The organism is Spirillospora sp. NPDC048819 (assembly GCF_040650055.1).
Classification (GTDB): Bacteria; Actinomycetota; Actinomycetes; order Streptosporangiales; family Streptosporangiaceae; genus Spirillospora.
The window spans coordinates 222,913-235,854 of the sequence record NZ_JBEZGN010000003.1 but is presented as its reverse complement, the minus strand read 5'-3'; the positions used below and the strand labels follow the sequence as shown (position 1 = coordinate 235,854).

Sequence of the window (12,942 nt, the reverse complement as noted above, 5' to 3'; positions counted from 1 at the left end):
AGTGCCTGCGGTCAGGACGGGTAAGGGCCCCACGCGTCGCGGCCGGAAGTGGAGGGCTTGTTGCCGAGTTTGCCGGCGCGTACCTGGACGGCGAGGCTGTCCAGGACGATACGGCTGCTCATCAGGCAGGTCATCTCGGCCCAGTCGTAGGGCGGGGAGCATTCGACGATCTCGATTCCGGCCAGGCCGGGTTCGGAGACCAGCCGGACCAGGTTGAGCGCCTCGCGGGGCAGCAGGCCGCCGGGTTCCGGCCAGCCGGTGCCGGGGACGAACCCGGCGTCGATCACGTCGATGTCGAAGGAGAGGTAGACCGCTTCGGCGTTCTTCCAGGCGATCTCCAGCGCCGTCTCGGCGACCTTCTCCACGCCGACGCGTTCGACGTCCCCGACCGTGATGACCGTGGTGCCGCGCTCCCGGCCGACCTTGACGCCGGCGCGGGGCGACTGCCAGCCGCCGATGCCGATCTGGACGAGGTTGGTGGCCGGGGCGTTCTTGATGTTGGTGGCATGGAACCAGGGCGTGGTGTGCATGCGCTCGTCGAGGTCGGTCTCCTGGGTGTCGACGTGCCGGTCGAAGTGGATGATGCCGACGTTGCCGTCCACATGGGGTGTCAGGCCGCGCACGGTGGGGAACCCGATCGAGTGGTCACCGCCCAGGACGACCGGGAACACCTCATGCGACACCACGTGCGACATCGCCTGGCTGATCTGGTCGAAGGACTTCTCCAGGTTGCCCGGGATGGTGAACACGTCGCCGATGTCGACGATGTTGAGCTGCTCGCGCAGGTCCACGCCGAGTTCGTAGCTGTAGGTGCCGAACAGGCCGGTGCAGCGGCGGATGCCCTGGGGACCGAACCGGGTGCCCGGCCGGTAGGTCGCGCCGGCGTCGAGCGGGACGCCGAACACGGCCACCTCCGCGTCCCCCACGTCGTGGACGTCCTCCACGTAGGGGCACTTCAGGAAGGTTCCGGTCTCACCGGCGAAATGCGGGATTTCGCCCCGCGCGAAGGTCGAGATGGTCCGGTCCTTGATCGTGGGAGCGCCTTCCAATCCGTGGGCCAGGCGCCGTTCGATCTCCTCCTGATTCCTGCGGGTGGGCAGCTCGGCCTCGGCCCGCTGGGCTCCCGCGCCTTCACGGTCGACCTGCTCGCCCATAGATGCCTCCCTCACCGTGTCCATGGGGGCGCCGGTCGCCCTACCCGGGCGAGAGCAGGTCACTCACGGTTTGCGGCCGACGCCTCCGAGCAGCCACCGTGTGGGTGGCCGGAACGGGCCTGATGGACGCCAGTCGGGCGCGGACACCAGACCCGGTTCGAGCAGGTCGAGCCCCGTGAAGAACTGGGACGCCCTCGTCCGCCCCCGCATGGTGACCGGGATGCCGATCTCGTCACCGATACGCAGGTAGGTGGCCACCCTTTCGGCCGGCTGCTCCTCGCCGCTGAGATCGGAGTAGACCAGATGACTGCCGGGCGCCATCGCCTCACGGTAACCGGCGACGACGCCGTCCGGGGCGTCCTCGTCGCCGATCAGGTGCAGTACCGCGATCAGCAGGATGCCGATCGGACGGTCGAGGTCGAGGCGCGCGGCGACCTCGGGATGACCGAGAACGCCCTCCGGGTCCCGGACGTCCGCCTGGACGGCGGTGGCCGCAGGAACCTTGGACGACAGGAGGGCCAGAAAGTGCGTGACCGCGACCGCGTCGATGTCGACGTAGACCACCCGGGCCTGCGGGGCCATGGCGTGGACGATGTCGTGGACGTTGTCGCGCACCGGCATGCCGCAGCCCAGATCGAGGAACTGGCGGACGCCCGCGTCCAGCAAGGCCTCAAGAGCGCGGGCACGGAAGCGGTGCCACTCGGACAGCAGGTAACGCGCCTCTTCGAGCGCGTCCGCCAATTTCAGCGCGGCCGTTCGGTCAGCGGCGAAATTGTCTTTTCCCCCAAGGGCGAAGTCGCACAGACGCGCGTCGTTCGCCCTGCTCGCGTTGACCTCGCGCGGCAATCCGGAGTCTGTTTCCATCGCCCTCCGATCCTGTGCCGACCTCACCTCGCGCTTACGGCCGCCGACCCCCGCCTCCGACGATTCCATCGTGACGGACCGCTGCGCGCAGACCATACGCGGTCCGGCATGGCGGCAGACCAGCGTCACATTGCGCGATGCCGGGTCATTACGACGGTAGCATCGTGGCAGCGCACCGTTTACCCGAACCTCAAATCTCTCCCCCCCGTGTCCACCGAGGTTTTCATCCGGCGCCTGGCAATGGAGTCAGACACCATCCCGCTAAATGTCCACTCAACCACGCCGTAAAATTGCGTTGCCTAGGACCATTGATGATGGTTCTGGGCACCATTTGAAGGGTGCCCAGCGGACCAGGCCGCTCAGGATGTGGGGAGGCTGGTCATCTTCTGCGGCTCACGGTATGGCACAGCGGTCGGAGGGGGCGGTCGTGGTCAAGGGAGGGAGCTGTCCTGGGCGGTGATCCAGACCGCGATCTGGGCGCGCGAGGAGTAGCCGAGCTTGGCGAGAATGTGCTCGACGTGCGAGTCGGCGGTCCGTTTGGCGATCGTGAGCCGCTCAGCGATGTCGCGGTTGGACAGTCCTTCGGCCACCAAGCCCGCGACCTGAAACTCGCGTTCGGTGAGCGGATGAGCGGCGTCGGCCGGTTTGCCCGCGGGCTCGCCAGGGGCGGTCGTGGACTCCCTGAGCGCGTCTTCGATCGCGTACGCCAGGGGCAGCCGCTTGCCTTCCTCGAAGGCCGCCTGGAACCGCTCCCGTCCAAGGGCCTTCACGGTTTGGTCGATGTAGATTTCCCTGAGTATCGCGTGGTGAGGGCCGAACCAGGACGTCTGGGTCGACTCTCGCATCCTGTCGGACGCCCCGAGGAGCATGGCGGACCGAACAAACTCGCCGCTGCTGCACAGGCACCCGGCGATCCCTTCCAGCCCCAGCGTCATGCCCAACTCGTCTCCGAGGTCGCGTTTGATCCGCAGCGCCTGGCGGAGCCGCTCCATGGCCTCATCGAGGTCGCCGCCGAGCCACAGCGCGAGGCCCCATACGAGCATGCCGTAGGAGCGGGCCCACAGTTCCCCGCGCTCCTCGCCGAGCCGCACGGCTTGACCGGCGTGCGTGATCGCCGCGGTGAGATCGTTCCGGAACAGGTACGCCAGCCCCCGGAAGACCTCAGTGAGCAGGATGAACAGGTCGTCGTTCCCGGCTTCGCCGTACATCTCGTCGGCGGTGCCCAGCAGTTGCAGCGACAGATCGAAGTCACCGGCGAACAGTGCGGCGACGCCCTGACCGCCCAAGGCGGCTGCGACGCCCTCCTGGTCGTCCTCCGCCCGGGCCTGCGCCAGCGCCCGTTCCAGCAATTCACCCGAGACGGCGAGATCGTTCTGAAGCGTCATCGTCAACGCGGCCACCGTGAGGAAGTCCGACCAGCCCCGTCCCGTGGTGTCGCGCCTTTCCAGCAGCCGGTCCATCCAATGACGACTCTCGCCGAGGATGCCGTTCAGCGCCCAGAAACGGCCGAGGGTGCCCAGCGCGTCGCGGATCGTTTCCTCGTCGGCCGTCGGCAGAACCTGCCCGAGCACCGCGCGGATGTTGGCGCGCTCGCGGCCGAACCATGCGAGCCAGTCGACCTGTGCCGCGCTGGGCAGTTCGGTGCGAGCGCGGCGCAACAACTCGGCGTACCAGTCGAAACAGCGATGCCGCAGCCGGTCCACCTCTCCCGGGCCACGCGCGGTGAGGCGCTCGGCGCCGTATTCGCGCAGCGTTTCGAGCATCCGGTAGCGGACCCGGCCGCCACGATCGGCGCGCTGGACGATCGACTTCTCAAGCAGCCCGGTCAGCACCTCAACGATGTGCTCAGCGGCCAGGCCGTCCCCGGAGCAGACGTCCTCGGCCGCGTCCAGGTCGAAGTCGGTGGCGAACACCGACAGCCGCGCCCACAGCAAACGTTCCTCGGCCGAGCACAACTCGTAGCTCCAGTCGACCGTCGCACGCAACGTCTGATGCCGCTGCAGGCTCGTGCGCCTGCCACGGACCTGGAACAGGTGGGTACCGAGACGCCCGAGCACCTGGTCCAGCGAGAACGCACGTAACTGCACCGCGGCGAGTTCGATCGCGAGCGGGATGCCGTCGAGGCGGTCGCACAGACGAACGACCACTTCGCGGTCGTCCCGCGTGAGCGTCCACCCCTGCACGGTCGCGGCGGCGCGCTCCGCGAACAACTTGACCGAGTCGCATTCCTCACCGTCGGCGGCGTCCGGACGTCCTGAACCCGCCTCCGGCATGCCGAGAGGCGCGACCAGGAACGTGTACTCGCCCATCACATCGAGCGGCTGACGGCTGGTCGCCAGGACGCGCAGACCGGGAGCCGCCCGCAGCAGCGCCTCGGTCAGCATCGCGCACTCGTCGACCAGGTGCTCACAGGTGTCGAGCACGAGCAGCAGCCGCATGCCGGCGAGATGGTCGGCGAGACGCGTGGCCGCGGGCTCGCCGGCCCGCTCGCCCAATCCGAGCGCGTCGCAGATCGTCTGCGCCAGCAGCGACGGCTCCGTCAGCCCGGAGAGACCGACGAACGACACGCCGTCGTCGAAGGCGTCCTGCGCCAGGCTCGCGGTGCGCACGGCGAGCCTGGACTTGCCGACCCCGCCCGGCCCCGCCAAGGTCACCAGCCTGTGGCCGTCGATGAGCCGCCGTACCTGCTCCAGTTCCGCCTTCCGGCCGATGAAGCTGGTGAGCTCCGCAGGCAGTCTTCCCGTTTGCCGTTCCAGAGTCGCGGTCAGCGACAAGGCCGCCTCCAGTCAGCTAGGCCGCAAAAGTCCGGCCACCAGGGGGACCCTTTGAGTGTAGTCAACAGGACACGGACGGCTACTCGATTAGGAATGATGCACAAATCGGTACGCGGATCGGTTCATCTACCGATGCGCCCCGCTGACCACGCCACCACGATGGGTCTTTGCCAGATGGGGAGCGGGCCGTCCCAGACGGGGGCATGGGCCGTCTTGGTTCGAGACCGGTGAAACGCGCAGACCCGCGATTCTGCGGCCCGCCCCTGGAAGGCCATCCCCGGCGTTCCCACGAGGTCCGCCGGACCGGCGGCCGGAGATCCGAGGGGGAATCTCCGGCCGCCGGTCAGGACCGGGTGCACAAAGGGAGCCGAGGACGGTATGGGGGCATTGCATGACGATCGACCTATACAGCTGGCAGGTACGAAGCGGCGACGGGCAACGTGCCGGCCCCGGCGGAATCAGCGGCGAGCAGACCCGCGCGCTGGAAGCTCTGGCCGAAGCGCTCGCGGACGAGCCGCCTGGCGCGCGGGGCTCGGTGTGGGCAGTCCACCTCAGACAGGGACGGCGTCCGGACTACGACTACGCGGGGCTCGTAGCCACAGGTTTCCATGATCCGCAATCAGGTGCTGTCACCGTGGAAGGTCCCGACCTGACCTTCAAGGCTCAATGGCCGAGCGCCACCGCCAGCGCCAGGCCCCAGGGTGCAGCCCTCGATCGACTGCAACGGGCGCGTCCAACCTCTAGGCTGCGCGGGGTGACGGCCGTATCGGACAACGCGCTGCCCGGCCCGCTTTCTGACCGGGAACTTCGAATCATCGGTGAAGCCGGCTTGGCACTGTTCGCCGGGCGGGTGGTCTTGGACGCGCAGCCGCCGGTCGACGATGCGGTACTCAGTGCGGTGGCCGAACGCTGCGCCGGGCCGCTACCCGATCCGCTCATCGCGTTGTGGCGCACCACCTTTGGTGGACGACTCGACTACGGCCTGCGCACTGATCTCGACGGCCAGGACGTCCCGCTGTCGTTCGCGGAGCTGTTCTATCCGGACAGCGACGGCTACCACGACCTGTGGGGCTGGATCGATCACGAGTGCGACTTGGCCGAGGAGTATCAGCCGGACTGGTCTGGCCGGCTCGTCCACCTGCCGATCGGTGGTTTCGAGTATCTCGAGCGCGTCTACGTGCACACTGAGCCCGGCCCGGACCACGGCACTGTCATCTGCTGGCGGCAGGGACTGCCACCCGGGTGGGAGCTGTCCACGGGCGACCGTGCCGGGTGGCTCGCGGGCGACCTGCGTGCGCTGTTCGGCCGGCTCGTCCTGGATCAGGATCCCTGGAAGACGCAGGACGACACGGGCGCGGAGATGCGCGACGCCGTCGACGAGCTGGCAAACAGCGGCGACCCGGACGCCCGGTCGGCCGCGGCGAAGCTGCGCCGGCTCGTCCAGGCGACCGTGCTCGACTGGCGCGGCGCGCTGAACGAGGGCACGCTCGCCGCGGAGCGCCGGCTCCGGCGTTTGGCCCTGGAACGGGCGGCGGCCGACGACGATGTCGCGCTGCTCAAGCGGCTGGTGGCGATGGGCTGCGATCCGGCGGAGGAGGTCGGCAGCGGGCTGAGCCCGCTGGAGGTGGCCCTGCTCCATCGTGCCTCCGCGGTCATCCGGTGGCTTCTCGAACAAGGTGTTCCGGTCGAGAACTCCCTGCGGGTCGGCGCGCACGCCGTCGACTTGGAACTTGCCCGGGACCTCCTCGACCGAGGCGCGTCGATCGACGCGAGCGCGCTGACTCGGGCGTTGGAGAACGAGGACGCGGAGGTCGTGCACCTGCTGTCCCGGGCCGTCCAGCCGGACGAAGGGCTCGCTCGGCTCGGGTCTCAGCTGCGGATGCTGGCCGCCCAGGCAGCGCTCGTCGGCGGCCGCCTGACGGCCCAATCCGACCAAACGGCTGCCGAGCGTGAGCAGCGCCGGTCTTCGGTGCTGACAGAGCTCGCGGACCGATTCGATCCCGACCGCCGCTTCTGACCGCGCGACCGCGTTGCTGGACGCCGTCAGCAAATCGCCGGCTACTGGCCGCGCAGGGCCGAGTGGTCGGCTGCCTGCGGTGGGCTGGGCGTAGACCAATGCGGCAACAACGGCTGGCAATCGTCAGCGGACCACTTACCGAATGAAGTCGTCATCGTGGGCGCGCGGCGTCGGGGTGGAGGCGTGGGCGCAGGCCGTTCATGCCTCCGTCGACGGTCACTGCCGTGCCGGTCACCGGCGAGGCGAGACAGGTGATCGCGGACGGTGTCGCGGGTGACGTTTCAGGTGCATGGAGGCACCCAGTTGCTGCTTCCCGAAGGACAGTGTTGAGACCCGGGTTACGGATGCGGCCGCGCGTTCGTCCCGACCGACCCGGCGCCGGTGCCCGGGCGCGCCAACGACGTGCCCGTGTGGGCGAGTCGGCTGTGGCGCTGTTCTGCGTACGCGTTCTGAGCCCGCTGTCGTTTCCGTCCAAGACGGCCCAGCGTCTGCGATCTAGTGTGAACCCGGCAGCTCGCCCGATCATGAGGAGAAAGAGTTATGCGTGACCTGGTCTACACCGGTTTCATGTCGCTCGACGGCGTTGTGGACTCACCCGGCGGAGGGCCGGGTGAGGAGCACCGCAGCGGCGGCTGGGTGTTCAAGGACCTCGAGTTCGTCCCGGAAGCCTGGTCGCTGAAGGGCGAGGAACTCGCCGACACCACGGCGCTGATGTTCGGCCGCCGCAGCTACGAGGCGTTCGCGTCGGTCTGGCCTGGTTCGGAGGACCACGCCGACTACAAGGAACTGCCCAAGTACGTGGTGTCGACAACGCTGCCCGACGACGCCCTCGTCGACGGGTGGGGGCCGACGACGATCCTTCGCTCGACCGAGGACGTCGCCGCGCTGAAGGAGGGCGAGGGCGGCGCGATCTTCATCCACGGGAGCGCGGAACTGGCCCGGCGGCTGTCGGACGCGGGCTTGATCGACCGGTACAACCTGCTCGTCTTCCCCGTACTGCTCGGTGCCGGGAAGAGCCTGTTCGGGCGGGCCGACCGCGACAAGCAGATGCTGACGCTCCGGGAGTCGGAGAGCTACCCGAACGGGATCCTGAGGCTGGTCTACGGCGTCGAGCGCTGATCCAGGTCGAGGCCGATCGCGCCGCCGGCGCCCTCGCGCAACTGCCCGGCGGTCCGTCCGACGTAGGAGCGCAGCGCCCGGGCCAGGTGCGGCTCGTCGAAGTAGCGGAGCTTGGCGACGACGACGGCGGCCGGGTCACCGGCCGCCAGCAACCCCGCCGCCGTGCGGGCCCGCTCGATCTGCCGGACGGCGCCCAGTGTCAGCCCGGTCGCGGCACGGAACCGGCGTTCGACCGTCCGCCCCGAGACGTCCGGGCGGTGGCCCCGCAGCACCTCGGCGACGAGCGGGTCAGCGACCACGGCCCCGGCCCGGACGAGACGCTCGACCAGGGCCTCGGCGTCGTCGGGGCCGGGCGTCTCCCAGCGTGCGCCATCCAGCCGGAACGTCCAGCGCGTGGTGTCAGGGAGCTCGACGCCCGCGTCGACCAGCGCCGACGTGGGCACGGCCCGCAACGAGGTGCCCACCGCGAACTCGATACCCGTGAAGTTCGCGCCCTCCGGCACCGGCGCCATGCCGGTCCGGGTCTCGGGACCGGTGATGCTCGTGTACGCCCGGCCGTCCTGCCTCCAGAACACCAGACCCCAGCGCGCCCCCGCCACGGACGTCATCTCCGTGACCTGCTCGCTCGTGCAGGTCCAGACGGTGTCAACCCATGGCGAGTCGGACTGGCGCGTCCCGAAGCGCAGTTCCACGGACGAAGGATACGCCGCGCCGGACACTACGCCGCGCCGGACGAATCTCGATGCGACGGCGCTCAGCGGCAGAAGAGGGCGTTGTAACACGCGGGATGCTGTATCGGGTCTATTCCTTGACCGCTTGCAGTGTGTAACTGGCGGCCAGCCGTTCGGGGTGGCGGGTCAGGCGCCATTCGCCGGTCTCGTCCATGGTCATGTGTCCGGGGAGGGCCTGCCAGGGGACGCTGTCGTGCTCGGTCAGGCCGGTCAGCCGCATTCCGGCCGCCAGCAGCGCGGTGATGGTCTCGCCGAGTCCATGGTTCCATTCGTGGGTGAGAGCGTGGGTGAACATGGTCTCGGTCTGCACGTAGGTCCCGGGCTCGTCGGAGATCACCGGCTCGGCGGTTTCGAAATAGGGGTAACGCAGGCCGGGCGGGCTGGCGGTCTCGTCCAGTGCGAACAGCATGGGGTGGCCCTCGCGGATGAACAGGCGGCCGCCCGGGCGCAGCAGGTCGGCGACGACGCGGGCCCATCGCGCCACGTCCGGCAGCCAGATCAGGGCGCCGATCCCGGTGTAGACCAGATCGAAGCCCTCGCGGCCGAAGACCTCGACGGCGTCGTAGAGCTCGGCGTGGCGGAAGTCGACGGTGCTGCCCGTGCCGACGGCCAGTCGCCGCGCCTGGTGCAGCGCGGCCGCGGAGAAGTCCAGGCCGCTCATCGTGGCGCCCAGGCGCGCCAGGGACACGGTGTCGGTGCCGATGTGGCATTGCAGGTGCACGGCACGCAGCCCGGTCAAATCACCGAGGCGGGGGCGGTCGAACCGGACGACGTCACTGAGGTACTCGGGGTCGTTGATGAACCGATCGAATCCGTAGTCGGGGGAATCGGCATGTGCCGGGGCCCGTTCGTCCCAGTTGGCCCTGTTGATCGCCACGTAGTCGTCCACACCAGCACTGTGCCAGCGCATCGCCCCCACACCCAGCGAATATCCGCCTGCCCCGCGCACAGCCACCCGCAGCCGGCACCGATGCGGCCGCACCTCGGTCCTCCGCGATGACGCCTCCGGTTGCGCACAGCCCGGCCCGCCTCGAACGAGGTGGGCCGGGTACTTCTTAGAGTTGGGAGACCAGGATCCGCGCGAAGGCCCGCATTCCCATGGCGTTCGGGTGGAACGGGACCGCAAGGCTGGCTGGAATGTAGGGCTCGACCCACGCGGATACCGCCCAGCATCGCATCGATCGCGGGCGCCAGGGCCTTGATCTTGGCCTGCCAGATGTCGTGGCCGTCCTGTTGGTAGCCGTCTCGGCAGGGGTCGGGGTTCATGCCCAGGGCGAGGCAGTCAGCGACCAGCCGGAACAGCGAGATGTCGTTGGCCCGAGGTGGACGGTGACCAGGTCGGTGCCCTCCGTCAAGGCGTCGAACTGCGGCGGAGCCCTTCCAAGCAGGGTGCTCTGGGGCCGGGTCAGGTCGGTCGTCTCGGCGCTGGTGCACGTCACGTCCGTGAAGGAGTGAACGTTCAGGGCGGCGGCCGTCAGGGACGGGTGGTTCCGGCGGGAGCGAAAGCAGCCGGGTCGGCTCGGGTCCTGGTCGGGGATGAGTGGACCGGCCGCGGCCGGATCGCCGAGGGCGCTAGTCGATGGTGCGGGCGTCACCGGCGTGGGCGGGAACGGCTGGGGCGAGGACGCAGACACAGAACGCCAGACCGGCGATCACATGTCGGAGCATGGGGGTGGCCTTTCGAGGGCGGGCCTCTCCCGGCGGGACGGCCCGCCGGGAGAGGGGACGGTCAGCCGGGGATCTGGAGGGCCTTGGCGTTGCGGCGCCAGTCCGACCACCGGCTGTCGGAGCAGTAGCCGCAGGACGGGCCGAAGAATTCGCTTCCGGCGTTCGGGTCGTCCATCAGCCAGTGGCGCAACCAGGCGGTGGCCGGGCCGCGGAACCCGCCGCCGCCCCAGGCCGCGGTGAGGTGATCGGCCCCGCGCAGCTCCGCGTAGACGGCCGGGATGTGGTCCGAGTCGTTGTAGAGGGCCTTCACCATGAACGGGAAGACGATGCTGTCCTTCTCACCGGCCATGTAGAGGGTCGGTTCGTCGATCAGGTCGGGGTCGGTGAGCGGACCGGGCTCGATCCCGACGGCCGTGTCGACCCGGGAGTCGATCGCGGCGTTGATCGCGCCCGCGCCGCCCTGGGAGTGGCCGGCGGAGGCGATGCGGTCCAGGTCGACCTTCTGGTGGAAGACGCTGCTCGGGTCGGCATTGCGCTTCGTCAGCGTGTCGATGCCGAGCCGCATGCTGAGTCCGGAGTTGGACTGGGTGGAGTTGGACGCGGCGACGATGAAGCCGTGGCTGGCCCAGTGCCGGAGCAGAGCGCTGTAGACGCCGGGCACGACGAACGTGCCGTTGCCCCAGATGATCACGGGGTGTTTCTCGCCGTGCGTTCCCATGTGGGCGGGGCGGTAGAAGGTGGTGACCGCCTCGATGTCAACGTGGACGTCGTAGGGTCCGCGGTCGGCCCATGCGTGGCCGACGGTCGGGATTCCGTTGGGGGTGGTGTCCGCGGCGGCGGGGCCCTGCAAGAGGGAGGCCGTCAGCGCGACGACCGCCAGCAGGGCGGTTCCTCTTCTCTTCATAGACGCACATCGTGAACGGGTGCCGGGGCGTTGTCTGTCCGCAATCGCGGCAAAGTCGCCGTTCACCGGTTGTGCGTTCGCCCAACGGTCAGCCGGTCAGGTCCAGTGCGGTCAGGGCGGCGAGGAGCAGGCGGGAGCCGTCGGGGTCGGCCGGGTCGAGGCCGGTCAAGGCGGCGATGCGGCGCAGCCGGTAGTCGAGGGTGTTGCGGTGGACGTGCAGGTCGAGCGCCGCCTGCCGCCGGTTGTTGCCGTGGACGGCCACCGCCCTCAGGGTCTCCATGAGGTCGGGGCGGTCCCGGATCGCGTCGAGCTGGGCGGCGAGCTTGGCCAGCCCGTGCCCGGGCCTGGACAGCTGGTACTCCAGCAGCACGTCCTCGATCCGGTACAGGCCGGGCGGGCGGCGCAGCCGGACGACCAGTGCGGCGACCTCGCGGGCCTCATCGGCCGCGGCCGGGATCTCCTCCGGCGCCGCGGCCGTCGCGTGGGCGGCGGTCGCGGGCCGCTCTGCCGCGTTGCCGAGCAGCACGATCAGGTCCCCGAGGCGGGGATCGGGCGGTCCCGGCAGCAGGATCGTGCCGCCGTTCTCGTCGAACGAGGCCAGGACGTGCGATTGGGCGTGCGCGTTCAGCGTCGTCTCCAGCGCCCGCAGCAGCGGCCGGACGTCGCCCGGCTCCGGGGCCGTGCCGCCCAGCCGCAGCACGACGACCGTGTACTCCGTGGCGAGCGCGACGCCCGCCCGGGCCGCCAGGCCCCGCGCGCGGTCGCCGTTCAGCAGTGCGGTGACCAGGGCGTGCCGGGCCTCCCGCCGTTCGCCGTACAACTGCTGCTGTTCCTGGACGTGCGCGAGCGTCACGGCGGGCACGACCGAGCGCAGGTGGCCGAGCAGGTGCAGGCCCAGTTCTTGGAGGTCGCCGGCGTCGTCCGGCCCGGCCTCCTCGGCCGCCGCCCGCCAGCACACCTCGGTCGCCAGGTGGTAGGCCGACAGGGCGGCCTCCAGCGGGACGCCCTCCTCGGCTCTCCGCGCCGACCAGCTGATGATCTCCGCCTGTTCCTCGACGCTCGGCGCCCGGCACTGCCGGAGCGTTTGCACGATCAGCCGCAGGTTCGCCTCGACGGCGAGCCGCACCGGCCCGTCCAGGACCTCCGGCGGCTGGAGCGCGTAGAACGGTACCTGCCGCCTGAACTCGTCCACGATGCGCAAGGCCAGCCGCGGCAACTGATCGGCCAGCCAGAAATGTAGTTTCGGCTCGTCCATCGGGACTCCTGGGGTGGGGAAGACCGATGCTCTCCCAGTAGTGGGCCACGGTCCATGGGCGGTGGCACTATGCCCGATTCCTCGGCTTGGGCGTACGCTCAACCGCGAGGACCGGGTCCAGCACGGTCGTGAGGAGCCGGGCGGCCAGGTCGGGGCTCGCCGCCACCAGGGCCGCGGCCGGATCGTCGGCGATGGTGCCGGCGCCGCGCGAACCTGGCCGCATCGAATCGCGGGCCAGTACTCGCCAAGGCTCGGTCCATCCCAACGAGCGCGATTCGGCAGACCCGCGCTGCGGCATGTGCGGACGTCCTACCCGGCACCAGGGGTCGTGGTATCGCCACGCCCCTATCGTGGTTCGCACGGAAGGTTGCCACCTCGTTTCGGGACTGCATCGCTTCGCCGATGACTCCGATGCGGTCGATCGAAACCACGCCCGGGAAGTTCCCGTTGCGTCTA

Annotated in this window: 10 protein-coding genes; 2 read left to right on the top strand and 8 right to left on the bottom strand. The window is 69.7% G+C overall.

Going from position 1 to position 12,942, the window contains the following annotated elements; all coding sequences use genetic code 11:
• Positions 1 to 11 precede the first annotated feature (11 nt).
• The 3 genes from AB0C35_RS06970 to AB0C35_RS06960 all read right to left on the bottom strand — a co-directional run bounded on the left by AB0C35_RS06970 (position 12) and on the right by AB0C35_RS06960 (position 4,792).
• Entirely contained in the window at positions 12 to 1,154 is a 1,143-nt protein-coding gene (locus AB0C35_RS06970) for an agmatinase family protein (protein WP_358451492.1), read from the bottom strand.
• A gap of 63 nt (positions 1,155 to 1,217) precedes the next feature.
• A complete protein-coding gene (locus tag AB0C35_RS06965; protein WP_358451490.1) occupies positions 1,218 to 2,018 on the bottom strand; it encodes an SAM-dependent methyltransferase in 801 nt (266 codons plus the stop codon).
• A 431-nt stretch (positions 2,019 to 2,449) separates the two neighbouring features.
• The gene (locus AB0C35_RS06960) at positions 2,450 to 4,792 is read right to left on the bottom strand and encodes a LuxR C-terminal-related transcriptional regulator (RefSeq protein WP_358451488.1); all 2,343 of its coding nucleotides are present in this window, start codon (positions 4,790 to 4,792) and stop codon (positions 2,450 to 2,452) included.
• A gap of 391 nt (positions 4,793 to 5,183) precedes the next feature.
• Here AB0C35_RS06960 and AB0C35_RS06955 point away from each other — a divergent pair, with 391 nt between their 5' ends.
• Complete coding sequence (locus AB0C35_RS06955) at positions 5,184 to 6,809, top strand: SMI1/KNR4 family protein (RefSeq protein WP_358451486.1); 1,626 nt, start codon at positions 5,184 to 5,186, stop codon at positions 6,807 to 6,809.
• 540 nt (positions 6,810 to 7,349) lie between these two features.
• Positions 7,350 to 7,928 carry a dihydrofolate reductase family protein gene (locus AB0C35_RS06950; RefSeq protein WP_358451484.1) on the top strand — a complete coding sequence of 193 codons (579 nt, stop codon included), beginning with the start codon at positions 7,350 to 7,352 and terminating at the stop codon, positions 7,926 to 7,928.
• Here the strand turns inward: AB0C35_RS06950 and AB0C35_RS06945 are convergent.
• The 5 genes from AB0C35_RS06945 to AB0C35_RS06925 all read right to left on the bottom strand — a co-directional run bounded on the left by AB0C35_RS06945 (position 7,910) and on the right by AB0C35_RS06925 (position 12,709).
• Positions 7,910 to 8,620, bottom strand: a complete 711-nt coding sequence (locus AB0C35_RS06945; RefSeq protein WP_358451482.1) for a helix-turn-helix domain-containing protein — start codon at positions 8,618 to 8,620, stop codon at positions 7,910 to 7,912. The genes AB0C35_RS06950 and AB0C35_RS06945 overlap by 19 nt on opposite strands.
• Positions 8,621 to 8,729: 109 nt before the next feature.
• Positions 8,730 to 9,548, bottom strand: coding sequence for a class I SAM-dependent methyltransferase (locus tag AB0C35_RS06940; protein ID WP_358451480.1), 819 nt, complete (start codon positions 9,546 to 9,548; stop codon positions 8,730 to 8,732).
• Between the two features lie 840 nt (positions 9,549 to 10,388).
• Positions 10,389 to 11,231 carry an acetylxylan esterase gene (locus tag AB0C35_RS06935; RefSeq protein ID WP_358451478.1) on the bottom strand — a complete coding sequence of 281 codons (843 nt, stop codon included), beginning with the start codon at positions 11,229 to 11,231 and terminating at the stop codon, positions 10,389 to 10,391.
• An 88-nt stretch (positions 11,232 to 11,319) separates the two neighbouring features.
• The gene (locus AB0C35_RS06930) at positions 11,320 to 12,486 is read right to left on the bottom strand and encodes a helix-turn-helix domain-containing protein (protein WP_358451476.1); all 1,167 of its coding nucleotides are present in this window, start codon (positions 12,484 to 12,486) and stop codon (positions 11,320 to 11,322) included.
• A gap of 67 nt (positions 12,487 to 12,553) precedes the next feature.
• Entirely contained in the window at positions 12,554 to 12,709 is a 156-nt protein-coding gene (locus AB0C35_RS06925; RefSeq protein ID WP_358451474.1) for a hypothetical protein, read from the bottom strand.
• Positions 12,710 to 12,942 lie beyond the last annotated feature (233 nt).